This window comes from Rahnella perminowiae, from assembly GCF_019049695.1.
Classification (GTDB): Bacteria; Pseudomonadota; Gammaproteobacteria; order Enterobacterales; family Enterobacteriaceae; genus Rahnella; species Rahnella perminowiae.
Genome location: NZ_JAFMOT010000182.1, coordinates 66,540 through 93,280 on the forward strand (window position 1 = coordinate 66,540; position 26,741 = coordinate 93,280).

At 51.7% G+C, this 26,741-nt stretch carries 25 protein-coding genes and 2 tRNA genes; 14 read left to right on the forward strand and 13 right to left on the reverse strand.

All coding sequences use genetic code 11. The features are described from left to right. Positions 1-24: 24 nt before the first annotated feature. A complete protein-coding gene (locus J1781_RS16885; protein WP_129952531.1) occupies positions 25-684 on the reverse strand; it encodes a DUF2057 family protein in 660 nt (219 codons plus the stop codon). 189 nt (positions 685-873) lie between these two features. On the opposite strand from J1781_RS16885, the gene J1781_RS16890 reads away from it, so the two are divergent. Further along, positions 874-1,287: a CoA-binding protein gene (locus tag J1781_RS16890; protein ID WP_129952532.1), complete on the forward strand. Its 414-nt coding sequence runs from the start codon at positions 874-876 to the stop codon at positions 1,285-1,287. Between the two features lie 81 nt (positions 1,288-1,368). Here J1781_RS16890 and hspQ read toward each other — a convergent pair whose 3' ends face one another. After that, positions 1,369-1,686 (reverse strand): heat shock protein HspQ, encoded by a 318-nt coding sequence (gene hspQ / locus J1781_RS16895; protein ID WP_129952533.1) that lies wholly within the window; start codon positions 1,684-1,686, stop codon positions 1,369-1,371. A gap of 126 nt (positions 1,687-1,812) precedes the next feature. Next, the gene (rlmI, locus tag J1781_RS16900; protein ID WP_129952534.1) at positions 1,813-3,006 is read right to left on the reverse strand and encodes a 23S rRNA (cytosine(1962)-C(5))-methyltransferase RlmI; all 1,194 of its coding nucleotides are present in this window, start codon (positions 3,004-3,006) and stop codon (positions 1,813-1,815) included. Between the two features lie 98 nt (positions 3,007-3,104). Here rlmI and yccX point away from each other — a divergent pair, with 98 nt between their 5' ends. Continuing rightward, positions 3,105-3,383: an acylphosphatase gene (gene yccX, locus J1781_RS16905; RefSeq protein ID WP_013574886.1), complete on the forward strand. Its 279-nt coding sequence runs from the start codon at positions 3,105-3,107 to the stop codon at positions 3,381-3,383. A 6-nt stretch (positions 3,384-3,389) separates the two neighbouring features. Here yccX and tusE read toward each other — a convergent pair whose 3' ends face one another. Then, positions 3,390-3,719: a sulfurtransferase TusE gene (gene tusE, locus J1781_RS16910; RefSeq protein WP_129952536.1), complete on the reverse strand. Its 330-nt coding sequence runs from the start codon at positions 3,717-3,719 to the stop codon at positions 3,390-3,392. A gap of 105 nt (positions 3,720-3,824) precedes the next feature. Next, positions 3,825-4,487, reverse strand: a complete 663-nt coding sequence (gene yccA, locus J1781_RS16915) for an FtsH protease modulator YccA (RefSeq protein ID WP_129952786.1) — start codon at positions 4,485-4,487, stop codon at positions 3,825-3,827. A gap of 269 nt (positions 4,488-4,756) precedes the next feature. Here yccA and J1781_RS16920 point away from each other — a divergent pair. Then, positions 4,757-4,844: transfer RNA gene (locus J1781_RS16920), tRNA-Ser, on the forward strand. A 199-nt stretch (positions 4,845-5,043) separates the two neighbouring features. Continuing rightward, positions 5,044-5,131, forward strand: a tRNA-Ser gene (locus J1781_RS16925). Positions 5,132-5,214: 83 nt separating this feature from the next. On the opposite strand, the gene J1781_RS16930 is transcribed toward J1781_RS16925, so the two are convergent. Beyond that, positions 5,215-6,132, reverse strand: coding sequence for an AraC family transcriptional regulator (locus J1781_RS16930; protein ID WP_217158355.1), 918 nt, complete (start codon positions 6,130-6,132; stop codon positions 5,215-5,217). 136 nt (positions 6,133-6,268) lie between these two features. Here J1781_RS16930 and J1781_RS16935 point away from each other — a divergent pair, with 136 nt between their 5' ends. From J1781_RS16935 to J1781_RS16955, 5 genes are all read left to right on the forward strand, one after another. Further along, the gene (locus tag J1781_RS16935; RefSeq protein ID WP_217233911.1) at positions 6,269-7,165 is read left to right on the forward strand and encodes an SDR family oxidoreductase; all 897 of its coding nucleotides are present in this window, start codon (positions 6,269-6,271) and stop codon (positions 7,163-7,165) included. A 197-nt stretch (positions 7,166-7,362) separates the two neighbouring features. Continuing rightward, positions 7,363-8,451, forward strand: a complete 1,089-nt coding sequence (locus J1781_RS16940; RefSeq protein ID WP_129952539.1) for an ABC transporter substrate-binding protein — start codon at positions 7,363-7,365, stop codon at positions 8,449-8,451. Between the two features lie 87 nt (positions 8,452-8,538). After that, positions 8,539-10,308 (forward strand): ABC transporter permease, encoded by a 1,770-nt coding sequence (locus tag J1781_RS16945; protein ID WP_129952540.1) that lies wholly within the window; start codon positions 8,539-8,541, stop codon positions 10,306-10,308. Further along, entirely contained in the window at positions 10,301-11,368 is a 1,068-nt protein-coding gene (locus J1781_RS16950; protein ID WP_129952541.1) for an ABC transporter ATP-binding protein, read from the forward strand. Before J1781_RS16945 ends, J1781_RS16950 begins: the two co-directional genes overlap by 8 nt. A gap of 212 nt (positions 11,369-11,580) precedes the next feature. Next, positions 11,581-13,206: a methyl-accepting chemotaxis protein gene (locus J1781_RS16955; protein WP_129952542.1), complete on the forward strand. Its 1,626-nt coding sequence runs from the start codon at positions 11,581-11,583 to the stop codon at positions 13,204-13,206. Positions 13,207-13,213: 7 nt separating this feature from the next. Here the strand turns inward: J1781_RS16955 and J1781_RS16960 are convergent, their stop codons facing one another. Then, positions 13,214-13,813, reverse strand: coding sequence for a cupin (locus J1781_RS16960; protein WP_217219501.1), 600 nt, complete (start codon positions 13,811-13,813; stop codon positions 13,214-13,216). Between the two features lie 241 nt (positions 13,814-14,054). Here J1781_RS16960 and osmE point away from each other — a divergent pair, with 241 nt between their 5' ends. Then, a complete protein-coding gene (gene osmE / locus J1781_RS16965) occupies positions 14,055-14,387 on the forward strand; it encodes an osmotically-inducible lipoprotein OsmE (protein WP_129952544.1) in 333 nt (110 codons plus the stop codon). A 54-nt stretch (positions 14,388-14,441) separates the two neighbouring features. Here osmE and J1781_RS16970 read toward each other — a convergent pair whose 3' ends face one another. Both J1781_RS16970 and J1781_RS16975 read right to left on the reverse strand, forming a co-directional pair. Then, positions 14,442-16,265 (reverse strand): glycosyltransferase family 28 protein, encoded by a 1,824-nt coding sequence (locus J1781_RS16970; protein ID WP_217233912.1) that lies wholly within the window; start codon positions 16,263-16,265, stop codon positions 14,442-14,444. A gap of 173 nt (positions 16,266-16,438) precedes the next feature. Further along, on the reverse strand, positions 16,439-17,188 hold the full coding sequence (locus J1781_RS16975; RefSeq protein WP_217219432.1) for a GntR family transcriptional regulator: 750 nt from the start codon (positions 17,186-17,188) through the stop codon (positions 16,439-16,441). A gap of 237 nt (positions 17,189-17,425) precedes the next feature. On the opposite strand from J1781_RS16975, the gene nagE reads away from it, so the two are divergent. Together nagE and J1781_RS16985 are read left to right on the forward strand one after the other, a co-directional pair. Beyond that, positions 17,426-18,808, forward strand: a complete 1,383-nt coding sequence (gene nagE / locus J1781_RS16980) for an N-acetylglucosamine-specific PTS transporter subunit IIBC (RefSeq protein ID WP_217219433.1) — start codon at positions 17,426-17,428, stop codon at positions 18,806-18,808. Positions 18,809-18,821: 13 nt separating this feature from the next. Then, the gene (locus J1781_RS16985; protein ID WP_217233913.1) at positions 18,822-19,751 is read left to right on the forward strand and encodes a DUF7916 family protein; all 930 of its coding nucleotides are present in this window, start codon (positions 18,822-18,824) and stop codon (positions 19,749-19,751) included. A gap of 68 nt (positions 19,752-19,819) precedes the next feature. On the opposite strand, the gene J1781_RS16990 is transcribed toward J1781_RS16985, so the two are convergent. Then, entirely contained in the window at positions 19,820-21,547 is a 1,728-nt protein-coding gene (locus J1781_RS16990) for a potassium/proton antiporter (protein ID WP_217233914.1), read from the reverse strand. Between the two features lie 193 nt (positions 21,548-21,740). Here J1781_RS16990 and J1781_RS16995 point away from each other — a divergent pair, with 193 nt between their 5' ends. After that, the gene (locus tag J1781_RS16995) at positions 21,741-21,935 is read left to right on the forward strand and encodes a hypothetical protein (protein WP_165383713.1); all 195 of its coding nucleotides are present in this window, start codon (positions 21,741-21,743) and stop codon (positions 21,933-21,935) included. 62 nt (positions 21,936-21,997) lie between these two features. Here the strand turns inward: J1781_RS16995 and J1781_RS17000 are convergent, their stop codons facing one another. The 3 genes from J1781_RS17000 to puuD are packed head-to-tail and all read right to left on the reverse strand — an operon-like array spanning position 21,998 to position 24,727. Further along, positions 21,998-23,311, reverse strand: a complete 1,314-nt coding sequence (locus J1781_RS17000; protein ID WP_217139115.1) for an NAD(P)/FAD-dependent oxidoreductase — start codon at positions 23,309-23,311, stop codon at positions 21,998-22,000. 50 nt (positions 23,312-23,361) lie between these two features. Then, the gene (gene puuR / locus J1781_RS17005; protein WP_129952551.1) at positions 23,362-23,919 is read right to left on the reverse strand and encodes an HTH-type transcriptional regulator PuuR; all 558 of its coding nucleotides are present in this window, start codon (positions 23,917-23,919) and stop codon (positions 23,362-23,364) included. 4 nt (positions 23,920-23,923) lie between these two features. Beyond that, positions 23,924-24,727 carry a gamma-glutamyl-gamma-aminobutyrate hydrolase gene (gene puuD, locus J1781_RS17010; protein WP_129952552.1) on the reverse strand — a complete coding sequence of 268 codons (804 nt, stop codon included), beginning with the start codon at positions 24,725-24,727 and terminating at the stop codon, positions 23,924-23,926. Between the two features lie 359 nt (positions 24,728-25,086). Between puuD and J1781_RS17015 the strand changes: the two genes are divergently transcribed. Next, positions 25,087-26,511 carry a glutamine synthetase family protein gene (locus tag J1781_RS17015; RefSeq protein WP_217233937.1) on the forward strand — a complete coding sequence of 475 codons (1,425 nt, stop codon included), beginning with the start codon at positions 25,087-25,089 and terminating at the stop codon, positions 26,509-26,511. Positions 26,512-26,741: the final 230 nt, after the last annotated feature.

A 26,741-nucleotide genomic window follows, 5' to 3' on the forward strand; every position in this document is an offset into this window, starting at 1 on the left:
AGGGAATGCGTGATGCAGATTACGTTATGACGCCCGTTCCTGATTATCCGGTAGTCTTAACCAGAATAACAACCGCTCAAAGCCTGCATTCGCGGCCAGACGTGTCCACAACGGATGAAGATAAACGAGAGAAATTTGAGACGTTGCGTCGGTGGATAACGCCGTTTTTTTCTCTGTAATACCTTTGGCGAAAGAGGGAACTGCTGCACGTGCGCCCGACAAATTGTAGGTTATCATCAATTTTTCAGCGTCTGCAGAATGTCCGGGATTAAACCTATTGAGGATGTCACGTTGCGTGGGTATCTGACGGCCTTGTTCATCAACGAGCTGATAATTCATCTGCTGGCTAAATTGTGCCGTTTCACTGTCGTTGCTCAGTTTTGGCAACACGAAAGAAACGGAACGATTACGTTTAGCATTGAAAGTGACGATAAGCGCAGGCGAATGGTAGGTTACCGGCACCTGTTGAGCGACGGAACTGACATTTTTGCTGACCTGAAACAGAATCTGATGCTGACCGCCATCCAGTTCCAGGCTGTCCGCGCCTTTAAGGATTGCGCCTGACATCTGTTTGCCATCAATCACCAGAACATCCACATCGGGGGACAATTTAAGGGAGGTCGCCGAAGCTGACACCATCAGGCTGAGACTCGCTAATGCGACCAGCGCATGACAGATTTTCATTCTTCTCTCCTCAGACACAACGTTGTTCACTCTCTATTATTCAGGAATGACGATTGTGTGTCAAAGTTTTACAAAATGTTTTAATTTCCCTCTGAGATGATCTTGCTCGCGTTTCTTTTTCTCGCCGGGGCTGTCGGAATGGTCAGGCTGCGTTACACTTAATGCAGACAGGCCAAAGGAGATAAACCCATGCAAGACAACGATATTCGCAAGATTCTTGAAGAAGTGAAAACCATCGCGCTCGTGGGTGCCAGTGATAATCCCGGACGTCCAAGCTACGGCGTCATGGCATATTTGCTTTCTCAGGGCTTTGAGGTGATCCCGGTCAGCCCGAAACTGGCAGGGCAGGCGCTGCTGGGTCAGAAAGCTTATGGTTCGCTGGCAGAAATCCCTCATCCGGTAGATATGGTGGATGTGTTCCGTAATGCTGATGCTGCTTATGGCGTCGCGCAGGAAGCGATCGCGATTAAAGCGAAAGTGTTGTGGTTGCAGCTGGGCGTCATTAATGAACAGGCCGCTGTGCTGGCAAAAGAAGCCGGGCTGAAAGTGGTCATGGATCGTTGTCCTAAAATTGAGCTCCCGCGTCTGGGCATGGAAAAGTGACCTTCTGTGGATCCTGCCTGTAAAAAACCGGCTACTGGCGCCGGTTTTTATTTTTCATTTCGTCAGGAGAAGGCCAACGTTTTAGTTACGCAGACGCGGGGCCTGTAACTGGTGGCGGATTGACGCCGCCAGCTCATCCAGCGAGGCTTGTTCCGGATGGGAGCGGGCTATTTCATGATCGATCTGAATTTCAGCCAGATAGGTATGAACCGGCTGGCCTTCTTCATCTTCCATGACAACATGGTACCAGGGAGCGGTACGCATTGATTCATTAGCAGCAACCTCATCAACTTCAGGCTTATCGAGCGAATATTCGGCATCAACATCAATGACCACGCCCAGATAACCTAACAGCCTGTGCCGGACCTGTTGTCCGATACCGTATTTACTGGCAATCATAGTGACCTCCCAAAATAATTCATTAATCCCTATATGGAGATAAAACGGGCTATTTCAAGTTTTGACCACGTAATCTGCTTAAAATTCGCTGGCATGCCGTCACAACAGCACACCGCGCTTATTTTGTCAGTTTATTACCAGACAGGCGAACCCTTTCAGATATAGCCCTTCAGGGTAAGCGCCAGTAACCGGATGGTCGGCTGCCTGACGGAACTGCTCGACGAACTGGATCTCACGACCGGCGTCCAGCGCAGCATCAGCCAGAATTTTCTGGAATAAATCTGTTGGCAATAAACCTGAACAGGAGAAACTCAGCAGAATACCGCCAGGACGCAGCAGTTGCAGCGCCAGCATATTAATATCTTTGTAACCGCGACAGGCGCTGGCCAGCTGGTTTTTGTTCTCAACGAATTTTGGCGGATCCATCACGATCATGTCGAACTGCTGGCCTTCGGTGCGGTATTTGCGCAGCAACTGGAACACATCTTCGCGCACGAACTCTGCTTTCGACAGATCCAGTTTGTTCAGTTCAACGTTCTGACGGGCCACATCGAGCGCCGCCTGAGAGGTATCCACGTTGGTGACTTTGGTACAGCCGCCCATCAGCGCAGACACCGCAAAAGCGCCGGTGTAAGAGAAGCAGTTCAGAACGTTACGACCGGCGGCATAATTGCGTGCGGCAAGACGGCTGTCACGCTGGTCAAGATAGAAGCCTGTTTTGTGGCCTTCTTTAATATCCACCAGCAGGCTCATACCGTGCTCCTGAATCGGCAGCAGGGCAGGAGGCTCTTCGCCCAATACATGTCCCTGAGCCAGTTCCAGACCTTCTTTTTTACGCACGGCGACGTCGGAACGATCCCAGATAGCGCATTGCGGATAGCAATGTTGCAGTGCAGCAATCAGCGGGGCACGCTGATATTCTGCACCGGCTGACAGCAATTGCAGCACAAGAAAATTCTGGAAACGGTCGATAGTGATGCCGGGCAGGCCATCGGATTCGCCGGCAATCAGGCGGTATCCGTCCAGTCCGTCACGTTGTGCAATATAATCGCGCCAGCGCTGTGCCTGCTGTAAACGGTGGATGAAGAACTCAATATCAATGTCTTCATCTTGTTTGAATGTCCAGACGCGCGCACGGATCTGCGAGGACGGCGAATAGGCGCCACGCGCCAGCCATTTTCCCTGACTGTCTACAATATCTATAGTCTCGCCGGAATGGGCTTTACCTTCGATGCGCGAAACAGCGCCGGAAAACACCCATGGGTGGCGACGAAGAAGTGATTTTTCACGGCCTTTGGCCAGCATTAAACGTGCAGTCATAAAATTAGGTTCTGTCAGTTCGGAGACAAAAAAGAGCGACATTGTCCGGTCATGCAGGTCAAATTGCAACGAACCATACCGCTAACGGAGAGAATATTATGGCAACAGTCAGTATAGCCGCCTATGTATACGGCATGGTGCAGGGCGTCGGTTTTCGTTTTGCGACTCAACACCAGGCCACGGGTTTAGGTCTTACCGGTTACGCAAAAAATCTTGAGGATGGCAGCGTCGAAGTGGTGGCATGCGGGGAACAGGAGAAAGTGGATCAGCTTTTAGCCTGGCTGAAGCAGGGCGGACCGAAACATGCACGCGTTGATCGCGTGCTTAGCGAGCCGACCGCGCCTGGCAATTACAGCGATTTTAAAATCAAATACTGAAATTTTTCACAGGCACTTCACCGGTTTTGGCAGGCCCGCAATTTTCGTAGCCTGTTTGGCCGGACCTTTGGGGAACAGCCGGAACAGATAGCGGCTGTTGCCTTTTTCTTCGCCGTATTTTTGCGCCATTGCTTTTACCAGCATGCGCACGGCAGGAGACGTGTTGAATTCGAGGTAAAATTCGCGCACAAACCGCACCACTTCCCAGTGAGCATCAGTCAGAACTATCCCCTCTTCTTCCGCCAGCAGTGGCGCCATACCTTCCTGCCACTCATGACTGTTTTTCAGGTAACCCTGAGCGTCGGTTTCAATAACCTGACCTTCAAACTCCAGCATATAACCTCAGCCTGTAAAAATGCGGCGGTCAGTTTAACAAAAACACCGGTCAGACAAAATAAAAAGCCCCGCACCCGGCGGGGCTTCCCTTCACAACAGGCATTATCAGTTACGCGATGACATGCCCAGAATGCTTAACAGGCTGACAAATATGTTGTACAGCGAGACATACAGGCTGACGGTCGCACGAATATAGTTGGTTTCGCCACCCTGAATAATATTGCTGGTTTCCCATAAAATTGCCCCTGCGGAGAACAAAATAAACAGGCAGCTGATCGCCAGCGACAGCGCCGGAATTTGCAGGAACAGGTTAGCGATTACCGCCACCAGCAGCACCACAAAACCCGCCATCATCATGCCGGACAGGAACGACATGTCTTTGCGCGTGGTCAGCACGTAGGCTGAACAGCAGAAGAACACCAGGGCAGTGCCGCCCAGGGCCAGCATAATAATGTCACCGGCACCGGCTGAAAGCAGCGAGCTCAGTAACGGCCCCAGCGTGTAACCCATAAAGCCGGTCAGTGCGAAGGCAGACAAAATCCCCGCAGGACTGTTAGCCGTGCGGTAGGTCAGGAACATCAGGCCATAGAAGCCAACGATGGTCAGCAGAAAACCGGGAGACGGCAATCTCAGAACCGTACTTGCCGTCGCAGTGATTGCTGAAACGCCGAGGGTCAGTGCTAACAGAAAATAAGTATTACGCAGCACCCGGTGCGTACTTAGCAACGAGCCAGCGCGTGATGACGTAGAGGCAACGATACGATTCATACGGTCCATAATAGAATTCTCACTCTTAACAAAAAGTTGGAGTCGGTGAAAATACAAACAGATTGGAGTGTAAGTCGTTGTCGTACGTGATGAAAGACGTTTTACCCTTCTTTACCTGTTCAGCGCGGGCAGGGTGCGGCATCCGGACGTCAAAGTCACCGAAACGATGCTTAAATCGCCGTTTGCGAGCCGAATGCCTGTTTTTCAGGCAATCGGACTGCATCAGGCTTTACAAGCGGATCGGCACTGTTTATAGTTCGCTTCGTTGCGGAGGGGTGGCCGAGCGGCTGAAGGCACCGGTCTTGAAAACCGGCGATGGGAAACCATTCGAGAGTTCGAATCTCTCCTCCTCCGCCATAAACAACACAAGAAAGCTGCTAAGTCATTAGCGGCTTTTTTTGTGTCTGTCATTTATGTCTGCACGACTTTGTGTATGCGGTTTAAATGCTCATAAAATCAACAAACTAGACTGAAAATAATGTTTGCATCTTTTTTCCGGTCTTGTATACTACGCCCCGTACTGAACGACTGAAGTCGTAAAGTACTTGTTGTTTACGGAGGGGTGGCCGAGCGGCTGAAGGCACCGGTCTTGAAAACCGGCGATGGGAAACCATTCGAGAGTTCGAATCTCTCCTCCTCCGCCATAAACAACACGATAAAGCTGCTAAGCCATTAGCAGCTTTTTTTGTGCCTGAAATTCATGCATTTTCAATATTTCTGTTTTCAGTCAGCCCGTTTCCCGCTGGCTGTACTGCCGGGGTGAGCATCCCAGCGTACGCTTAAACGCGGTGCTGAAGGCGCTTTCAGATTGGTAACCGAGCGACAGCGCCACAGCGGACACCGGTTCTTTACTGTTCGCCAGCCGGTCTCCGGCCAGTAACATCCGCCAGCGCGTAAGGTATTCCAGCGGCGCGCTGCCTACGGCCAGTTTAAATTTCTGTGAGAACACCGAACGCGACATACCTGCACGTTCCGCCAGCGTCTGCACCGTCCAGCGCTGCGCCGGGTTTTCATGCATGGCATTCAGCGCCCTCGATAACTTCTTATCGGCCAGGGCGGCAAACCAGCCGCTGCCTTCACCTTCCGCTGCATTATCCACGTACATCCGCAACGCCTGCACCAGCATCATATGTGCCATATGCTGAGCGATGAGCAACCCGCCCGGCCGCGGGTCACGCAATTCCTGCATCATCCGTTCAACCGCCCAGCGCAAACTTTCTTTGTCGGATTCTTTCGAGATATGCACTACCGGCGGTAACATCGCCAGCAACGTGGTGGCGTCGGGGCCACTGACCGCAAACCGGCTGCCGGTGAGGAAGAAATCGTGGCCGCCGTTGCAGGAAACGGTCCCGCCATCCTGTGACTGTTGGAAAATATGCCCGGCATCGACCGGCTGAATGTTCAGATCGCTGGCCAGCCGGAACGGGCGGCCGCTGGGTAAGACAAAGCAGTCACCGGCTCTGAGATGCACCGCACCGGGCACCGAATCGACTGCCAGCCAGCACTCGCCGGTAATGATCGCGTTACATTTAATCGACTGATAATGCTCGGGAAATTGCACCGACCAGGCCCCTCCGGCTTCAAAACCTTTGGACATATAACTGCGTGGCTTCAGCAGCGCTAACACATCAGAAAGAGGATCCACCAACCACTCCGGACGATTGCAAAGATAATGCGGACATTAGCGCATAGATCGTCTTTTCTCCAGCGCCTATATTTTGTCACGTAAAACATGCTTATTTTCAGCCACAACTGAATGGCCAATAACAGGGGAATTCGAAATGCGTGTATTCGTGACAGGTGCAACAGGTTTTGTCGGTTCTGCGGTGGTCCAGGAATTGCTGCGCGCCGGTCATCAGGTGCTGGGACTGGCCCGCTCGGATGCGGCGGCACAGGCGCTGACCGACGTGGGGGCGGGTGTGCATCGCGGCAGTATTGAAGATCCGGAAAGTCTTACATCCGGCGCGCAGCAGGCCGATGGCGTGATCCATATGGCGTTTATCCATGATTTCTCCAGGTTTGAGGAGAACTGCGAAAAAGACCGGCAGGCGATTGGCGTCTTAGGTGCTGCGCTGAAGGGAACAAATAAACCGTTGATCGTCACCTCCGGCACCGCGACCGCGCGGGTGAACACAGGACGTCTGGTGACTGAAAACGATTTAGCGGATCCACACGGGCAAAATTTCCGTGTGGCGTCCGATCTTGCTGTCGCTAAGCTGGCTGAGCAGGGCGTGCGGGTGTCTCTGGTACGTCTCCCGCCGTCGGTGCATGGCGAGGGTGATCATGGCTTTGTACCGCTGATTATTGCGATGGCGAGGGAAAAGGGGGAATCGGCGTATCCCGGTGATGGCGAAAACTGCTGGCCTGCGGTTCACCGTTTTGATGCTGCACGGGTATTTGTACTGGCGCTGGAGAAAGGTGCACAGAATGCCATTTATCACGCCAGCGCAGAAGAAGGCGTGCCATTTCGTGAGATCGCCACAATGATTGGCAAACATCTGAATCTGCCGGTAGTCAGTAAAAATGCGCAAGAGGCCGCTGCACATTTTGGCTGGTTTACCCACTTTGCCTCGCTTAACAATCCGACTTCCAGTCAGATCACCCGCGATGTTCTGGGCTGGAAGCCTGAACAGCAGGATTTACTCACGGATATCGATACCGCCGGATATTTTAAATAAACGTCGTTTAGAGACAGCTAAAACAGGTCATTCAGGTGGCCTGTTTTGCGTTTTAGCTGTGGTTTTTATGGTGTTAATTACCTAAAAAACGCCCCGACTCACAAATCGGGAAGATAAAAAAATTACCCCATTGCCTGTCAGATGTTATGCGCTATGTTGATTTTTAGTTTCCCAAATGTAACTAGAGGTTAACAATAATGACCAACAAATTACGATTCTCTCTGATTGCTGCGGCTGTGATGATGTCTTCCTCTGCAATGTCTGCATTACCTCAGGGCTACCCGGCCGACTATCAGAAAATCGTCGATGCGGCGACCAAAGAAGGCAAAGTGGTGGTTTATTCCACCACAGATACCAAAGCGGCCGGTCCGCTGATTCAGGGTTTCGAGGCGACATATCCGGGTATCAAAGTTGAATATAACGACATGAACAGTACCGAACTGTACAACCGTTACATCAGCGAACAGGCAGCGGGCGGCACCAGCGGCGACGTGGTGTGGAGTTCTTCAATGGACACCGCATTGAAACTGGCGACCGACTACGCGCAGGAGTATAAATCCCCCGAACAGGGCCAGCTGCCAAAATGGGCGGTGTGGAAAGACAAAGCCTACGGCACGACATATGAGCCTGTGGTATTTATCTATAACAAACGTCTGATCCCGGCCGGTGATGTTCCTGATTCCCATGCGGCACTGGCAAAACTCATCGCCAGCCAGACCGAAAAATTCAACAAAAAAGTGACTACTTACGACATTGAGAAATCCGGCCTCGGTTTTATGTTGTCCGTGCAGGATTTCAAAGCTGATCCGAATTATTTCAAAACGCTGGCTGATGTGGCCAAAGGCGGCTTAGCGGTGCAGTCCTCTACCGGCACCATGATGGAACGCGTCTCTTCCGGCGAAAACCTCATCGGCTTTAATATTTTGGGTTCCTACGCCGAAGCCCGTGCTAAAACCGACCCGTCATTGGGGATTTCCTATCCGAAGGATTACACCCTGGTACTTTCCCGCGTTTCCTTCATCAGTCAGGAATCGAAAAACAGCAACGCGGCCAAACTGTGGCTGGATTATGTGCTGTCTGAGAAAGGGCAAAGCATTCTGGCTAATCAGGCTGATATCCCGTCCATCCGTAACGATATCGAAGGCAAAAACGATATTGACGGTATGACCAAAATGCTGGGCAATGCGCTCAAGCCTATCCCGGTGGATGAGACTCTGCTGGAATATTTGCAACAGAAAAAACGCCTCGATTACATCAAACAATGGCGTACCGCTGCTGCCAAGTAGTGACATATCGAAGCGCGGCCTTTTCCGTCGCGCTTCCTTTTCCCTGCCTGATTTCGCTCTCCTTGTTTCTAACCGAAGGGAAGTAACATGAATGCATTGCGCAGAAAGTGGCAAAGCCTGCCGCGCGGCATTGTGGTGTTGATAACGGCGCTGGTTATCTACATTCCGTTGTCGTTTATCGTGATACAGAGTTTCCTCTCCGCGCCGTTCTTTTCACCGTCAAAAGAATGGAGCCTCGAATCCTTTGGATTCATATTTACCGATCCGGACTTTTACAAGGCGCTGAAAAGTGGCTTTATTCTGGCTTTCGGGCTGGTCGTTATCGCAATCCCGCTCGGCGGTATTCTGGCGTTCCTGATGGTGCGTACGGATTTACCGGGCCGACGCGTGATTGAGCCGCTGATCCTGGTGCCGATTTTTGTGTCACCGATGGTATTAGGCTTCGGTTACGTGGTGGCCGCCGGACCGGTCGGGTTTTTCTCGCTGTGGGCCCAGTCGGTGCTCGGGTTTGTGCCATGGAATATCTACGACATGTCGAGCATCGTGGTGATTGCCGGACTGACGCACGTTCCGCACGCCTATCTGTACATCTCCTCGGCACTGCGCAGCGTCGGGTCGGATGTTGAGGAAGCGGCGCGAACCGCAGGTGCCTCGCCGCTACAGGTGATGACCGCTGTCAGCCTGCCGATGGTTCGTCCGTCGATCCTTTACGCCACCGTTTTGCTGTTCTTCCTCGGGCTGGAAGTTTTTGGCCTGATGCTGGTGCTGGGCGATCCGGAAGGCAACATGGTGCTGGCAACCTATCTTTATCAGCTGACTAATAAACTTGGTACGCCGTCTTATCATCTGATGGCCGCCGTGGCGGTGGTGCTGATATGTATCACTATTCCGCTGGTGATGTTACAGCGCCGTCTGATGCGTACCGCGAACCGGTTCGTCACGGTGAAAGGTAAAGCCTCGCAGGCGCGTGCCCTGCCGCTCGGCAAATGGCGCTGGGTGGCCGGTGCCGTGGTGGCGTTCTGGCTGACCGTAACCATCGGCGTTCCGCTGATAGGTGTAATACTGCGGGCGTTTATCTCCAACTGGGGCGTCGGGGTTTCCCTCTGGGATGAACTGTCGCTCAATACGTTCCGTACGATCTGGGAACAGCCGAACCTGCTGCGCGCCATCGTCAACTCGATGGCCATCGGCGTCATCGGCGGCGCGCTGGCAGTAGCCTGTTATTTGTTTATCGGTATTGCAATGCACCGTAAACCGGACGGCATCACCCGTTTCCTCGATTACAGCGTGCTGGTGCCGCGTGCGGTGCCGGGGCTGCTGGCCGGTCTGGCATTCTTATGGGTGTTTCTGTTCCTGCCGATGTGGCTGGATAACGCGCTCAAATCCGGCTGGCTTTCCGGCATGCCGTGGTCGCAATGGTTGCGCGATAACCTGGTGGTCTGGCTGCGATCGTTGCGCAGTACCATTTTCAGCGTCTGGCTGGCCTATACCGTGGTGTGGATGGCGTACGGGCTGCGGTTGATTTCCTCAACACTGTTGCAGGTCGGGCCGGAGCTGGAAGAGGCCGCGCGCAGTACCGGTGCAACCCGCGGGCAGATCACCCGCCATGTCACCATTCCGCTGTCACGTTATGGCCTGATTGGTTCCTGGCTGTTGATGTTCCTGATTTTCGAACGCGAATATTCCACCGGGGTGTATCTGCTTTCGCCGGGTACGGAAACCATCGGCTCAATGCTGGTTTCTCTGTGGGCGGCGGGGGCTATTGATATCGTTGCCGCGCTTTCCTTTATTAACATCCTGCTGGTGGTTTTAGGTCTGGGTATTGCCCTTCGTTTCGGAGTGAAATTACATGATTGAATTATCGGTCGACAACCTGCACTTAACTTATGGTGACAATCCGGTGCTGAAGGGCGTTTCCATGGAGCTCAAACGCGGTGAAGTGGTATCGTTGCTCGGGCCTTCAGGCAGTGGCAAAACGACATTACTGCGTGCAGTCGCCGGGCTGGAAAAGCCGGTGAAAGGCACCATCGTCATTGGCAAAAACAAAGTGTACGACGGCACACCGCGCAGCGAAATTCCGGCCGAAGAGCGCAACCTCGGGTTAGTGTTTCAGTCGTACGCACTGTGGCCTCACAAAACCGTGTTTGAGAACGTGGCCTATCCGCTGAAATTACGTAAGGTTTCGGCGGATGAAATCACCCGGCGCGTACAGGATGTGTTGAATCAGCTGGGTCTCGGGCATCTGGGCAAGCGTCATCCGCATCAGCTTTCCGGCGGTCAACAACAACGCGTGGCAATTGGCCGGGCGCTGGTCTACAACCCGCCGGTGATTTTGCTTGATGAGCCGTTGTCGAACCTCGATGCCAAACTGCGTGAGGAGGCGCGGGTATTCCTGCGCGAACTGATCATTAAACTCGGGCTGTCGGCACTGATGGTGACGCATGATCAGAACGAAGCGATGGCGATTTCAGACCGCATTCTTTTGCTCAATAACGGTAAAATAGAGCAGCAGGGTACGCCGCAGGAAATGTACGGTTCGCCAAAAACGCTGTTTACCGCCGAATTTATGGGCAGCAACAATCGCCTGCACGGCAAAATCACCGAAGTGCGTGAGGGTAAAGCGCGTATCGAAGGCAGCGACTGGGTGTTGTGGGGGCTGGCGGGTGAGGGAGTGCAGGCAGGGCAGGAGGGGACAGCGGTGATCCGTGTTGAACGCGTGGTGCTGGCAGACGGGCCGGGCGAGAATCAGCTGGAGCTCCCCCTTCTGACCAGCATGTATCTGGGTGACCGCTGGGAATATCTGTTCCGCACATCTGGCGATGATTTTGTGATCCGTGCTTACGGTACAGATGTGCGCGATCCGCAGCATTGTCATTTGAAGTTACCCGAGCAATATGTCTGGATTTTCCCGAAATAATATCCGTCATATGCCAGGCGGCAGGTGCGCTGGCGGCGTTCTGGGACCCGAAACACAGACTTATGTACGTTCATCGGGATCTCCTGACCCGTCGCCTTCCTGCCGCTTTAATTATGTAGGTTACTATGCGAAGCCAGGTCAGTTCATTGAAATATTATTGTCATTTTCCGCGCGTAAAATCCTGCTTCTTCTCTAAATAATGCAGAATAATCATGATTTTAACGTCTCGTTTACTTACTGGTAAAATGCGATTCAACAAGTTGTTTCGATTCGATTTCATCAAACGCCCCCGGGGAATTCTTTTCGGGGTCATTTGCGTTATCACGCTGTTTTCTGCTTTACAAATCTTCTCCACCGTAGTGCTCACCAAAATCCTGCGGGATGCACGTAACAACGTTATTGCCACCGAAAGTCTGCGTCAGCAGCAAGGCGTAATGGATAAAGCCCGAATGGAATTGCTGATGGCCAGTGACAAGCTGAACCGCGCCGGCATTTATTACATGCAGGATAAAGAAACCGGCTCGGTCGGCAGCTGGAACAGCCTGCTGGAAGAGTCGCTGGGTTCGCTTGCCGCGTCACAAAAAGCGTTTGCACAATTCGAAAGCATGACGAAAAACGCCGATACGGCCGCCACCGGGCTGAAAGCCAGCTATCAGATGTTCTACGATGGCTTACGGGAACAGGCTGATGGTCTGCAAAAAAATAGCAATATCGACGTATTCTTTGAAGTGCCTGTCCAGGCCTTTCAGGATGATTTCAGTCAGAAATATTATGCGTATCTGGCAGTTAATGAGCACATTGCGGTGTCACTGAGTGACCGTTTACTCAACGCGCTGACGCAGGCGAAAACGCTGTTTATGGCGGCACTGGTCATTCTGGCAGTAATTGCGGTGCTGGTCTGGCGCGGCGTCTCGGCGTGGATTATCCGTCCGCTGCAACGGATGATTGGTCATATCAGCGTTCTGGCAGCCGGGGATTTATCGCGGGATGTCCCGGCTGACCCGGCGCGGGTGACTGAAATGTGCGAACTGGGCGTCAGCCTGCGAAATATGCAGCGCGGTTTGCAAAAACTGGTCAGTGAAGTGCGCGATGCCTCGTCACATATCATGCTCAATATCAATCAGATGGCGAAAGGTAACGAAGAGCTGTCGTCGCAGGCTGCCATTCAGAACGAAGAGCTCAGAGCTGCCACTGAACATATCTCCCATCTCAATGAACGTGTGAAAGAAAACGCCATCCATGTGCAGCAGGCCCGTCAGCGTGCTGAGCAGGCAAGAGGCGTGGCGATGCGCGGCGGTGAAGTGATGGGGCAGGTGGATACAGCGATGAACGAAATTGTCAGCCAGTCTTCAGACATGAGCAATATTGTGTCGATTATCGACAGTGTGGCGTTTCAGACTAACATTCTGGCGCTGAATGCGGCCATTGAAGCGGCGCATGCCGGGCAGCACGGGCGCGGATTTGCCGTGGTGGCGAAAGAAATCGGTGTGCTGGCGCAGAAGAGCAGCCATTCGACGCGCGGTATCCATCAGCTGATTGACGATTCCGTGCAGCAAATCGGCCGGGGTTCTGCATCGGTCACAGTGCTGAGCCAGAATCTGGAAGAGATCATTAATATCTTCAATAGCCTCAGCACATTAGTGAATGAGATTTCAGACGCGACGCAATCTCAGGGGCAAAATGTTCATGAGGTCTCGGAGCGTATCACCGTGCTTAACCAGGTGACGCTGCAAAACGGCAAACTGGCGGATCATGCAGCAGCAACTTCCCTGCAGTTACTTGAACAATCGCAGCGGCTGGAAAAAGCCGTGGCACGTTTCGCCCTGACTGCTGCGTGATGTGCGGTCATTTCTGATGCCAGACCAGCATGCTGCCTTCGCTGTGTCCGGTTACCGGATCTGTCGCGGGCAGCGGGACGGCGTTCACCGCTTTGGTGCGCGCCGCCAGTTGCGGCAGTTCGTCGTGGCATAAATCGGCTTTGATACCCGGCGGATACGCGCCGACCAGCATAAAGTTTTCATCGGCGGAAATTTGTTTATGGCCGATACCGGCAGGGAGCAATAACACATCACCGACATTCACCTCAATAATATTACCGTGCTCACCGCCCAGTTGCAGTTTTGCCGTACCGGCATAAACACCCAATACTTCAGGTGTATTGGAATGAAAATGCGTAAAGGTATACACAGGATAACGCCACTGGGGCGGCCAGCCGTTGGCACGGAAGAGGTGTTCAAGATATTCGGCATTATCGGGGATATCAGGCGGAATGACGCGGTGATAAATCAGCACCGGTAACCTGTTATTCGGCACACCGCCGTCGGGTTTGTCGATCAGCAGAGTATCCATGGCAATCTCCCGGGGAGTCGCGAAACCCGTTTGGGCTATCGGCATCAGGGCAATAACACCCAGCAAAGTAACGAACCTGCGTCGATCCAAATGCATCAGGAATGGCTCCTTGTCGCGCATTCAATGGCTTATCTGTTTCATGTATAGATCAAAAAGTCCTGAATATCCTCTTTTGTACTGAGAAAAAATGTCCATCCGGCTGCGCCAAAACAGCCATTTGCCGTTATCAGAAAAAACTTAAAACAGGGTGTAATCAACAAACAGAAGTCATATCCGCTGGCGAAATCCCTTACGTCTTCTATGATTAACAAGACAAAAATACTCAGGAGGAGAAGTTATGAACAAGAAAATGTTACTGGTGGTTGCTACAGCAGTTTCGGTACTGGCAGGGTGTCAGACTTATGACCGTGCAGCGAGTTATGTGAAAGAGCCGGTCGTCAGCGACGTGAAAGTCGGGATGACCAAATCTCAGGTCCGTGCTATTGCAGGGCCACCGTCAACGGAAGCGACGCTGATTCATGCGAAAGGGACATGTCAGACTTATGCGGTCGCGCCGCGTGATGGTAAAGCCCAGACTTATTTCGTCAGCTTTAACGACACCGGTCATGTGATGAACAAAGGCTATCAGTCTTGTTCTGACTACGACAAAGACCCGCAGGCTGGTCAGTAACACAACCTCTGTGCCGCCCCGTGCGGCACAGACTCCCGTCGTGAAAAAGTCGCGTTAAAAGCCCGTCACCATAAATTCCCCAAATTCTTCTTTTAGTTTAGCCTCCGCACCCGTTGAGGGTGAACCGCCGCTGGCCAGTACTGAAAAATATTGCCGGACCTCCTGGAGCAGTGGCATCTCAGAGGCTTGTCCGGGAGATTTTAGTCCAATAAGTTGTGCCAGGCTTGAGGGATTTTGTAAGGTATGGTTCAGTTCTTTTACATTGGTAAATGTATGGGTTGCCCCCTGCTGGAATGAAACTGAAAGGCTATCGTTTGCGTTCTTCACACTCAGCGCCTGGAAAACCAGCTTCAGATACTTACGCGTAGCCCGCAACAAGGGATTCTGGTTCATCAGTTGTTCAACCTGGCGGATGTTACTGAAGTCAATGGTTGAAGCATCGTTGAAGAGTAAGTCATAAGCTTGATGAACATAGGTGTTCGGATTACTTATGGCACTGATGAATTCATTCATTGTCTGCGGTGCCTCACGGCGTTTGCTGGCACCGTTTACGAAGCGTTGTAGAGAATCAGAAAGTTGTTCGGTTTGCAGTGTTCTCACCACAAAGGCTTTGATGTCATTATCTTTTGAGATAACGTCCGCATTCTTTTCCTGCTCATTGTGCCCCTCTATCGGCAAGATCAATAACCTGGAACTACAGCCTGCCTTTTTTCTCAGATACGCATATTCACCCACAGTACCCGCGCCTGCGGTGGTTATCCCGTCTGCATCGGCAATATAGGCCAGATGCATGGCATTCAGATTTCCCGTCGCCCCTGCGCCACAAAAAAGAAAGATAAGCTCACGGTAAGCGGGATCCCCTGCCTGCATTCTTTCATTCACACATCTGGCGATAATATTAGTTTTTTTATGGGCATAAACGTAGATGATATTTTGTGCATCTCCGCCGTATTTCATGCCTGAGCCACACATTACTCCCGCGAAGGGTTTACCAGAGTTATTCAACCGGGTATTAATCTGTTCTTTTGAAAGGGCGAACGTCAGCAGTAAGTCAGCAATTTTTATGCGGGCAATATATTTCGGTGTTCCGCTATAAATATTTAAGCGTGTAGTGATATCACACAGACTATGGAGTGTGTTGCACCCGCCTAAATCAATATGGGATATTTGTTCTCCGTATCCACCCAGGACTTTAGACAACAGCGCATATTTTGGTAAAAAATTGAGTTGGGCATCATTGAGATTGAGTAATATTGCATGGTTTTGCTGGTCCAGACAACGTTTCCCGGGGACACCAACAGAGGAGGCGGCTTTTTGTAAATAGGGATCCATATCAGTCAGCAAATAAGTCCGTTCAGCGATAATGGTGTGACCAAATTCTGCTAAAACCCCGGACATCAGATTCTTTGCAGAAATAATGGGTAAGTCGCTTTCTGAGTCGATGTTTTGAAAATAAATACATTCATTCAGCTTGGTTACGATTTTATGTTTTTTTCCACGGTCACTTATTTCATTAGGCTGATTGCGCAAGGGGAAGTGTGTGATGCGCTGCAAAATATTGGCATCATCTGAGCCTCCGGTCTCTTTATTTAAATATCCGTAAATAGATTTGTCAGACTCGGCGATCCAAACATGAATTTTTTGGCTGATCAGGCTTCTGGCAAGCCCGGCCACCATCGGTGAGCGCGGCATACCTTCCCATGAACAGGGAACGTGAAATATCACGATACTGTCCCTGGGAAGGGATTTTTTTTCTAATGCCAATGTAATGATATTTAATAAACGTGCTGTATGTCCACCACCCGTAGGGGAATAACTGACAATAATTAATTTAGCAGACGCGTCTTGTTTTAACAGTCTTATAGATGTGTTAATCATAGTTCTCATTATCCATAATAATGTGTGTAGTAAATGGTTTAGGGTTGGCTATTTTATAAATGAATATAATTCTTTAATTAAAATCAGGCAGGAGCAATGCCTGATAAGAAAAAGACATTGCTATGATTTGTTAAAAATAGATGTTGAAGCTGTGTGCTAAGAACAGTCCTTTTTTATTCTTGGGGGCGGTGCAGTTCGATAGTAAAGTCATAGTAATCATTCAGACACCATGTACAGGTGTATTCCACAGGTAGCTCATGGTATGTGTAACCCGTTCGCGTCACCAGTAGCAAAGGATGATGTTCTTTGATACCCAGATAATAGGCCAGTTTGCTATCTGTCATCACAGCCTTAAAATGCTGGCTCGCTCTCAGCACCGGCGATCCTTTTTTTTCCAGATACAGGTAAAGGGACTCATCAAGTTCATTAATCTTATCTAACAAATGTGCGGGCAAAATGGCCATTTGAAGAGAAACAGCGATGCCATTGATTTTTCGTAAACGGGTCAGTTCGACGACTTCTTTTTGCTCATCCGCCAGGCGCAGAATTTCCCGTTCCTTCTGGGTCGATGCCCGTCGCAAATACCCCACCAGTTCACTTTGTGCTTTTCCCCCGCTGGCATTCGCCATTTCGCTGAAACTTTCCAGCAGCGGCAGAGACTGGCGGACATGCGGGGCGACAAAAGTCCCGGAGCCCTGATTGCGGACAAGTATTCCCTCCTCAAGCAATTGCTGAAACGCCTTACGGATCGTACCACGCGCGATGTTAAGCGACTCGACCAGATCACGTTCTGATGGGATCGCATCTCCCGGTTGAAGCTCGTTCCTGTCAATCGCCGATTTAATGCAATTAATCAGTTGCATATACAGCGGCATACTATTGTTGCCATCAAGCTGCCACAGGCTGGAGGGTGAGGTAGTCATTTTTTATCCATATTGTTCATGGTGGATCATTCAAGAGTGAACCAGTTATTCAACTGAAAAACAATGTGTCTCTCTGTGCTTTTCATAGGAAATTTGCGTAATGACAACACGATCACACATTAAGCATACCGGGCTGAATTACAGCGAAAGTTTCATTATGGTATTTTAATGGTACATAAGTGGTACCTGACAGGTCGATTTTCCTATCCAGAATGAACAACAACTTCAGGTGAATTTATGCAAGGGAACTTTTTTGTCATTATGCAGCGGTTGGGCAAAGCGTTGATGCTGCCTATCGCTGTGCTACCCGTTGCCGGGCTCTTATTACGTTTGGGGCAACCGGACGTATTTGACATTGTTTATGTGACCAAAGCAGGACAAACACTTTTCGATAATCTGCCCTTATTGTTCGCGATTGGTATCAGCGGCGGGCTGGCAAAAGATAATCATTGTGCTGCCAGTCTGGCAGGGACTATTGGTTATCTGGTGCTGACATCGGTGATGCAGGCGATTAACCCGGAACTCAACATGGGCGTATTGTCGGGTATTCTTACCGGGGTTCTGGCGGGAGTCTTATATAATCGCTATCAGAATATCCGTTTACCCGAATATCTGGCTTTCTTTGGCGGCAAACGGTTTATCCCGATTGCGACAGGGCTGAGCTGCCTGCTGCTGGGTATGGTGCTGGCGTGGGCGTGGGCACCGGTTCAACACGGCGTAAACACTCTGGGAAACTGGCTGGTTGCGTCGGGGCCGGTGGGGCCATTTGTTTACGGCGTCCTGAATGTGATTTTCCGTGTAGTTGGCTTGCACCATATTGTTAATTCGCTGGTCTGGTTTGTGTTTGGCACCTTTACTCCTGAGCAGGGTGCGGCGGTCACGGGTGATATTCATCGTTTCTTTGCTGGCGACCCGTCTGCCGGGGCGTTTATGACCGGCTTTTTCCCCGTATTTATGTTTGCCCTCCCTGCAGCCTGTCTGGCGATGTACCATGCCGCCCCCAAAGATAAACGTGCAGCCGTTGCCGGATTGTTTTTGTCGCTGGCGCTGACGACTTTTCTGACCGGTATTACCGAGCCTGTCGAGTACACTTTCCTGTTTCTGTCACCCCTGCTCTACAGTATCCACGCCTTACTGACCGGCGTTTCTATGGCGGTATGCCAGCTTCTGGGAATTAAGCTTGGGTTTACCTTCTCCGCCGGCCTGATAGATTATGTTTTATCATTTGGTCTTGCTTCTCATCCGCTGCTGATGCTGCCTGTCGGCATCCTGTGGGGGCTTATTTACTACTTCCTGTTCCGGTTTTTTATTCACCGTTTCAATCTTGCGACGCCGGGCAGGGGGGAAGAGAATGAATCTGCCAGTCCCTTCATTAACTCCTCACGGCTTGCCGCTGCCTATCTCGATGCTTTGGGCGGAAAGAAAAATCTGATACGGGTTGATGCCTGCATAACCCGCTTGCGCCTTGAAATTGTCGACAGGGATATGATTCAGGAGCCAGCGTTAAAAAAACTGGGGGCGATGGGAGTGATAAAACGTGGAGATTCAGGCCTGCAGGTCATCATCGGTACGCAGGCGGAAATTATTGCCAGTGAAATTCGTGAATTATTAAATCAATAAGGACATCTCTCTCATGACAAAGAAACGATTACTGGATTGTTGTGCTTCGGATGTCGTTAACATGGACCGCGAGACGCTTCTCTATGCTATCCGTGCCAGCGAAGGTCGCGTGTTAGTCAGTGAAACGATCGCCATCACTCAGCCTTTACTGAACAATGTCTGCAATGCGGAGCTCGCCGCGTCACAGGGTGCAGATATTTTACTGATCAATATGTTTGACCTTGAGAGTCCGGAGATCAAAGGATTACCTGCAGATATTGCACCTCAACATATTTTACAAGCATTACAGAAACTTACCGGTCGCATTATTGGTGTTAATCTGGAAGCGGTCGATTTAGAATTCGCTTCCTCACATGACGATATCTGGAAAATGAAACCAGGCAGGATGGCGACGGCAGAGAACGCCCGTAAGCTGATTGAGATGGGAGCAAAAATTCTGGTACTGACCGGCAATCCGAACAATGGTGTCAGCAACCGCGCGCTGGGACTGGCGATCAATGATATTCGTCAGACTGTCGGAGACCACGCTGTAGTGATCACGGGTAAAATGCACGGTGCCGGTGTGGTACGGGAAAGTGGTGCTGCCATTATCAGCGAAGAAGATGTTGCCTGGTTTGCCTCACAGGGTGCAGATGTTGTTCTGATCCCTGCTCCGGGGACTGTTCCGGGGATGAGTCAGGAAAAAGTCACGTCGCTGATTGCCTGTGCACATGCGCACGGGGCGCTGGCGATGACAACCATCGGGACATCCCAGGAAGGCGCTGATGTCAGTACGGTGCGGCAAATTGCGCTGATGAGCAAAATGGCCGGGGCTGATTTGCATCACATTGGCGATACAGGTTATATGGGGATCGCACTGCCCGAGAATATCATGGCTTACAGTATTGCGATCCGCGGTGTACGCCATACGTATACCCGCATGGCGAGATCGATTAACCGCTAATCTGAACAAATCCCGGTGTGAGACCGGGATTTGTATTATCTGGCGGAAACTTTCGATAAAACTACTTTTCAGGCCTTCTGCGTTACAATCCTGACACCGACTTTGCTTACCCGGTTCCCCTCCATTTCCGCAATTGTCCACGTCAGCCCGTCCCATTCGATATGGTCACCGATAACCGGTTCGCCACCGAGCAGATTGATCACGAAATGCCCCAGGGTTTGCGACTGATCGACCGTATCTTCCAGATTCAGACCATACAGCTGGGAAATCGCATCCAGCGGCGCATCAGCCTGCAAAATGAAATCACCAAAGAAACGGTCATCAAGCACCACTTTATTGCTGTCACTGAATAACTTGCCCAGCTCCGGTAAGTCTTTTTCCTGGCCGATCACACAAAGAATATCGCCTTCCTTCAGACGCGTACTGCCGGTCGGATGCAGCATTTCTTTGCCACGGAACAGCGCCGCAATGCGTGTCGCCTGGGGCATTTGCAGATCACGCAGTGCGGCACCGACGCACCATTTGTCGGAACCGAGCTGATAGACAAATTGTTCCCAGTCGTTATAAACATCGATATCCAGCCCGACGCGTGAAATCGGCGTTGGTTGCGGCGGCACCAGCACTTTGGCTTTTTTGGCCGCAAAGCCTAAGGATGTGCCCTGAAGCAGCAAGGAAACCAGCACGATAAAGAAGGCGACATTAAAATACAGTGTGGCGTTAGGCAGTCCGGCCATCATCGGGAACACTGCCAGAATGATCGGCACTGCGCCACGCAGCCCGACCCAGGAAATAAAGAAGCGCTCACGCAAGGTAAAGTTTTTGAACGGGATCAGACTGACAAACACCGACAGCGGGCGTGCCAGCAGAATCATCCACAATGACAGTGCCAGCGCTGCGACAGCAATGGGCAACAGATCGCTTGGCGTCAGCAACAAACCCAGCACCAGGAACATACCAATCTGGCTGAGCCAGGCCAGCCCGTCAAAGGTTTGTAAAATACCGTGACGGTTGCGGATGGGCATATTGCCGAGCATCAGGCCGCACAGATACACCGCCAGAATGCCGCTGCCTTCCAGTGACATGGTTGCCGCGTACACCAGCAAACCCCCGCTGAATGCCAGCAGCGGATACAGCCCGGTCGCCAGCGTAATCTTATTAATCAGCTTGTGCAGCAGCCAGCCGCCGCCTACACCAAACACGATGCCGAGGCCAAACTGGCGCACCACATCAACAACAAACATCAGGCTAAGGCCCTGTTCACCTTTAGATATCATGTCTATCAGGGTGATGGTCAGAAATACCGCCATCGGGTCGTTGCTGCCGGATTCAATTTCCAGCGTGGCGCTGACACGTTCGTTCAGACCTTTACCCCCAATCAGCGAGAAGACGGCTGCCGCATCGGTTGAACCGATAATTGCGCCAATCAGTAAACCCTGCATCAGGTTGATATTGAACAACCATGCGGCGGCCAGCCCGGTCAACCCGGCGGTAATCAGGACACCGATTGTCGCCAGAGACAGGGCAGGCCACAGGGCAACACGAAAGGAAGAGGCCCGCGTACGCATCCCGCCGTCCAGCAAAATTACCGCCAGCGCCAGGTTACTGATCAGATAGGCGGCGGGGTAATTATCGAAGGCAATACCGCCAATTCCGTCGACGCCCGCCAGCATGCCGATCGCCAGGAAAATGACCAAAATAGGGATGCCAAGCTTAGAAGAGAACGAACTGAGCAAAATGCTCGCTGCGACTAACAGGGCGCCAATAAAGAAAAGAGTATTAATCGTGCTGGCGTCCAAGAGCGTTCTCCTTGTAAGGCATGAATGGAGCGGGGTGCGCGGTATCGTCATCAGTGACAATGCCTTTAATTTATCAGGAAAATGATCGCGTTGCTGAGGTCATTTAGGATTTTTATTAGTTGCACTTAAAAATAAAAAACTATGCTTAAAGAGGAGTGAGGTTTATATGCAGTGCATACAAAAGGAAACCACAATGAGTGAATTTACCGGTGTACACCGCGAGGTGATGAAAGATGGCGCGATAAAACATGTTCTTATCCGCGATGCGCAAGGCAATGAACAGTCAGTTGCAGCAAAAGATTATATTTCGCAAGGGATCGAGCCAGATCTGAATGAGTTGCCCGAAGTTGAGACTGACAGTGAATTCCCGGTCGCGGGCAAAGCCTGAGGAACAGAGCTCCCCGCTGCGAAACAGCGGGGTTTTTTTAGGATTTCAACAGGATAAAAGGGTCAGACGCCTAAGCGATCGCGCAGAGAATAATAGGCTGCGCCCAGCATGGTAAACGGGACCTGAAAATTGCGGCCACCGAAGAAAGGCATGTGCGGCAAACGCGCAAACGCATCGAAGCGTTCAGCATCGCCACGCAACATTTCGGTGATGAGCTTTCCGGCCAGATGCGTTAGCGTAACGCCATGCCCGCTGTCACCCTGCATGTAATAAATGTTATTTTCCAGCCGGCCAAACTGCGGCAGGCGTGATAACGTCAGCAGGAAATTGCCGCCCCAGCGATAATCGATCTTCACGCCCTTAAGCTGCGGGAAAGTACGGTTGAGTTTGGGCAGGATCACTGAATCGATATTGGGCGGATTTTTGCCGCCGTATGTCACGCCGCCACCATACAGCATTCGCTTATCAGCGGTAAGGCGGAAATAATCGAGCAGATAATTACAGTCTTCTACGCAATAATTGTTGGGCAACAATGACAGCGCCATGTCATCGGACAAGGGTTCGGTTGCGATGATCTGCGAGCCACACGGCATGCTCAGACGTGTGAGGCGGGGCGCCAGTTGCTGACTCAGATAGGCATTACCCGCCAGAATCACATATTTGGCTTTCACCTGACCTCGGGCTGTGTGCACTAATGCCGGTTCCCCGTGATCAATGCGCGTGACAGCGGAGCCCTCATATATACGTCCGCCATGACGGCGCACCGCTTCGGCTTCACCCAACACCAGATTCAGCGGATGAAGATGACCGCCATTTTTATCCAGCAGCCCGCCCACGTAGCGATCGGTGGCGATTTCGCGACGCACGGCGGTTTCATCCAGCAGTGTCAGTTGAGTGTGGCCGTAACGGTTCCATAACTTTTGCTGTTCGCGCAGCTTCGACAACTGACGGGTACTCAGCGCGGCAAAAATACAGCCGGGGCGATAATCGCAGTCGATGGCATACTGGTCGATACGCTGGCGAATAATGTTCGCACCTTCAAACATCATACTGCCGAGCATATCCGCGGTCTGACGTCCGTAGCGGTCTTCGATCACATCAATATCGCGGCTATAAGAGTTGACTACCTGGCCGCCATTGCGCCCGCTGGCCCCCCAGCCCACCCGCGCGGCTTCAAGCACCACCACGTCGTAACCGGCCTCACACAAATATAAAGCAGACGAAATGCCGGTATAGCCTGCACCGACAATACAAACATCGCACTCAATATTGTCTGTCAGTTCCGGCCACGGCGCGTGTTTGTTGACGGAACTGGCGTAGTAGCTGTCGGTATGTGGCACCCCGGCCACGCGGGGACTTCCTGTTTGGGCACTCATGATGACATCCTTCCTGAGGTTCCCGTTGCCACGTACTGAGCCGGTGACAACTAGAAGGTATTAGGCGTATGTGCGCTGACAATCCTGCAAATCCGCGACGAAATATTACTGAAACTGTGAGGGTCAGCCGTGTTAATGGCATAACTTTGTCCCGCACGCAGCGGGTAACGTTGACCATTGACGGTTAAGATGATTTCTCCTTCTAACAGGGTGCCGACTTCCTCGCCCTGATGTTTGATTTTGTCGCCCGTGGTGCTGCCGGGCTGATAGGTCTCCAGCAGCATGGCGACACTGTGGTTTAGCGTGCCGTTGTGCACCATTCGCATGGAGACGCCACGACTGCCGATTTCGATTAAATCCGCCGCATTAATCACGATTTGCGGCGCGTTACTTTTATGCTCTTCGGCGAAAAACTCCGAAAGTGACAGCCCGTAAACCCGCAATAACTTCTGCAACGTACTCACGGCGGGGCTGACTTTATCCTGTTCGATGGTGCTGATGGCGCTGTGTGTCAGGCCAGACAACTCGGCGGCTTTGCGTTGTGACATCCCGAGTTGCTGGCGAATTTCAGAAAGCCGGCGACCAGGCGCCAGACTGACTTCGCTCATCCGTTTATTCCTCTCGTACGCTCCGGGCCTGATGGCCCTTGCGACAGGCAGCGATAAAAGCGTTAAACAGCTGACGCGACACCGGGTCAGTCAGACTGTGCCATTCCGGATGCCATTGCACACCAAGGGCAAACGGATGATTGCGGACACTCACGGCTTCCACCAGATTGTCCGGTGCGCGCGCTTCCACGGTCAGTGCTTCACCCAGACGGTTAGCCCCCTGACCATGGAGAGAATTCACCTGAAATTGCTGATAATCGGGTAGTAATTCTGAAAGTAAGCCCCCCGGTTCGATATGCACCGGATGCACGAGATCATACTGATTGTCATGTGGCAGGCTGGTATCTTCGCGGTGATCCATATAGCCCGGCACCTCCTGTACTTTGCGGTGCAGACTGCCGCCGGTGGCCACCACCAGCTCCTGCAAACCGCGGCAGGCGGCAAAGAGCGGGATCTTCTTATCCAGCGTTGCGCGTATGAGTTGTAAACTCAGGCGGTCGCGGCCGGGATCGGCCAGCTCCTCGACACCTTCTTCACCGTACTGATGAGGTTCAATATTGCTGGGGCTGCCGGTGAGGAAGATGCCGTCCAGACCGCGCAGAATCTGATCTATCGCGCCTTCGCGAGCCGCCAGTTCATGCGGCAAACAAACCGGAAGGGCATCGGCGTTGAAAATAGCGTCCAGATACTTTTCATGGACAGTGAGGGCAGGGTTTTCATCAACCGTGTTTTCGCACATGACTACCCCAATGACCGGTCTGTAGCGCGTCTCTTTTCCCGCAGATGCCGTGGAAAATATATTGCCCATAATACCGCCTCGTTGAGTAGATGAATTGACTGACAGCACGCGCCTCCCCGCACGTCTCTGTTCAGAATATTGACCTTTCATTGACCAATTTAGCAGCGCTATGCTCGCTTTTCAAACGGATATGTTACGGGAATGTAGATGTTGCAAAAAATTAATGTTGAGGCTAGGGTTAATAATATGGCTGTTATTTTGAGCAAAAAAAGCGTTTTTTTGAGCATAACTGAGAGGATCCCGACTCCATGAGAGCACAGCGTTGAACACAGTGATGACCCGGTAAAGATAGCCGGCTGGCACCATGGTGGGGCCTGATATGCCGGAAACCAGCAAATGGCGGAAAACCTATGCAAGCGACTGAACTGATGAAAGAAATCAAGAAAGAGATTAGCGGGACTGAACCCCTCGCTAAGCACGTTGAAGAGCGAAGTAGCGCGTTCCAGGATGAAGTGTCTGAATACCTGGAGCGTCATCCGCAAACTCTTCACGTCGACGTCCTGCTCACCGATCTCAATGGCTCCTTCCGCGGCAAACGCATTCCCGTCTCAGCACTTCGAAAACTCGAAAAAGGTTGTTACTTCCCGGCATCGGTCTTCGCCATGGACATTCTCGGTAATGTCGTGGAAGAAGCCGGATTAGGCCAGGAACTGGGCGAACCCGACCATGTCTGTGTGCCGGTTCCCGGTACCTTAACGCCCTCCGCCTCCGATCCTGAACATACCGGTCAGCTGCTTCTGACCATGCTTGACGAAGATGGCACTCCCTTTAACGTTGAACCACGCAATGTGCTTAATCATATCTGGCAAACATTGCGCCAGCGGGGTCTGTTTCCGGTGGTAGCGGTAGAGCTGGAGTTCTATCTGCTCGACAGGCAGCGCGATGCCGAAGGCTATATTCAGCCACCTTGTACGCCGGGGACGCAGGAACGCAGTATGCATACTCAGGTTTACTCCGTAGATAATCTTGATCACTTTGCCGATGTGCTCAGTGACATTGATCGCCTGGCCCACATTCAGGGTTTACCGGCGGACGGGGCGGTAGCAGAGTCCTCACCGGGACAATTCGAAATCAATTTGCACCACAGCGAAAATATTCTGCGCGCCTGTGATCACGCCCTGATGCTCAAACGTTTGGTGCGTCTGGTGGCAGAGAATCATGATATGGACGCCACTTTTATGGCGAAACCCTACGATGAATACGCGGGCAGCGGGATGCATATCCATCTCAGCGTGCTCGATGACAACGGTAAAAACCTGTTTGCCGGTGACGGTGGCGACGATTCTGAACTGATGAAACGCTCCCTTGCCGGAATGATTGCGCTGATGCCTGCATCCATGGCATTACTGGCGCCGAACGTGAATGCTTTCCGCCGCTTCCAGCCGGGCATGTATGTGCCGACCCAGGCTTCATGGGGACACAATAACCGTACCGTTGCACTTCGGGTGCCTTGCAGCGGAACAGCAGACCACCGTGTGGAATACCGCGTCGCGGGTGCGGATGCTAACCCGTATTTAGTGGTTGCCACGGTGCTGGCAGGCATGCTGTATGGACTGGATAACGATTTGCCATTACCTGAACCGGTTACCGGTAACGGTCTGGAACAGGAGGGTATTCCGCTGCCTATCCGCCAGAGTGATGCATTGTATGATTTTGATAAACAACCGGCGCTGAAAAAGATCCTCGGGGAGCGTTTCTCTCAGGTCTATCACACCTGTAAATCTGATGAACTTCTGCAATTTGAGAGAAGAGTAACGGAAACGGAAATCGACTGGATGCTGAAAAATGCCTGATTCCCGGGCGTGCCTGGCACTGTGTAAAAGGTTAAGCCTTAAGTGTTGCCACGCCCATACAGGGGGGATCTGTGCGTGAATGTTTTGAACGCGAAAAGAATTTGTAACGCAACGCCTGTGAATGTTGTCATTTATGCGTGATTTGTGCAAAATACGCCGCACTGCAGATAACCGACGCTTAAAGGCGCCGGTTATTTTTTTTGTATATGCAGTACCCAACTAATTCAACA

Coding starts and splice junctions, on each gene's coding strand:
- J1781_RS16885 (WP_129952531.1), bottom strand. CDS start 684: ATGAAAATCTGTCATGCGCTGGTCGCATTAGCGAGTCTCAGCCTGATG.
- J1781_RS16890 (WP_129952532.1), top strand. CDS start 874: ATGCAAGACAACGATATTCGCAAGATTCTTGAAGAAGTGAAAACCATC.
- hspQ (WP_129952533.1), bottom strand. CDS start 1,686: ATGATTGCCAGTAAATACGGTATCGGACAACAGGTCCGGCACAGGCTG.
- rlmI (WP_129952534.1), bottom strand. CDS start 3,006: ATGACTGCACGTTTAATGCTGGCCAAAGGCCGTGAAAAATCACTTCTT.
- yccX (WP_013574886.1), top strand. CDS start 3,105: ATGGCAACAGTCAGTATAGCCGCCTATGTATACGGCATGGTGCAGGGC.
- tusE (WP_129952536.1), bottom strand. CDS start 3,719: ATGCTGGAGTTTGAAGGTCAGGTTATTGAAACCGACGCTCAGGGTTAC.
- yccA (WP_129952786.1), bottom strand. CDS start 4,487: ATGAATCGTATCGTTGCCTCTACGTCATCACGCGCTGGCTCGTTGCTA.
- J1781_RS16935 (WP_217233911.1), top strand. CDS start 6,269: ATGCGTGTATTCGTGACAGGTGCAACAGGTTTTGTCGGTTCTGCGGTG.
- J1781_RS16940 (WP_129952539.1), top strand. CDS start 7,363: ATGACCAACAAATTACGATTCTCTCTGATTGCTGCGGCTGTGATGATG.
- J1781_RS16945 (WP_129952540.1), top strand. CDS start 8,539: ATGAATGCATTGCGCAGAAAGTGGCAAAGCCTGCCGCGCGGCATTGTG.
- J1781_RS16950 (WP_129952541.1), top strand. CDS start 10,301: ATGATTGAATTATCGGTCGACAACCTGCACTTAACTTATGGTGACAAT.
- J1781_RS16955 (WP_129952542.1), top strand. CDS start 11,581: ATGATTTTAACGTCTCGTTTACTTACTGGTAAAATGCGATTCAACAAG.
- J1781_RS16960 (WP_217219501.1), bottom strand. CDS start 13,813: ATGCATTTGGATCGACGCAGGTTCGTTACTTTGCTGGGTGTTATTGCC.
- osmE (WP_129952544.1), top strand. CDS start 14,055: ATGAACAAGAAAATGTTACTGGTGGTTGCTACAGCAGTTTCGGTACTG.
- J1781_RS16970 (WP_217233912.1), bottom strand. CDS start 16,265: ATGATTAACACATCTATAAGACTGTTAAAACAAGACGCGTCTGCTAAA.
- J1781_RS16975 (WP_217219432.1), bottom strand. CDS start 17,188: ATGACTACCTCACCCTCCAGCCTGTGGCAGCTTGATGGCAACAATAGT.
- nagE (WP_217219433.1), top strand. CDS start 17,426: ATGCAAGGGAACTTTTTTGTCATTATGCAGCGGTTGGGCAAAGCGTTG.
- J1781_RS16985 (WP_217233913.1), top strand. CDS start 18,822: ATGACAAAGAAACGATTACTGGATTGTTGTGCTTCGGATGTCGTTAAC.
- J1781_RS16995 (WP_165383713.1), top strand. CDS start 21,741: ATGAGTGAATTTACCGGTGTACACCGCGAGGTGATGAAAGATGGCGCG.
- J1781_RS17000 (WP_217139115.1), bottom strand. CDS start 23,311: ATGAGTGCCCAAACAGGAAGTCCCCGCGTGGCCGGGGTGCCACATACC.
- puuR (WP_129952551.1), bottom strand. CDS start 23,919: ATGAGCGAAGTCAGTCTGGCGCCTGGTCGCCGGCTTTCTGAAATTCGC.
- puuD (WP_129952552.1), bottom strand. CDS start 24,727: ATGGGCAATATATTTTCCACGGCATCTGCGGGAAAAGAGACGCGCTAC.
- J1781_RS17015 (WP_217233937.1), top strand. CDS start 25,087: ATGAAAGAAATCAAGAAAGAGATTAGCGGGACTGAACCCCTCGCTAAG.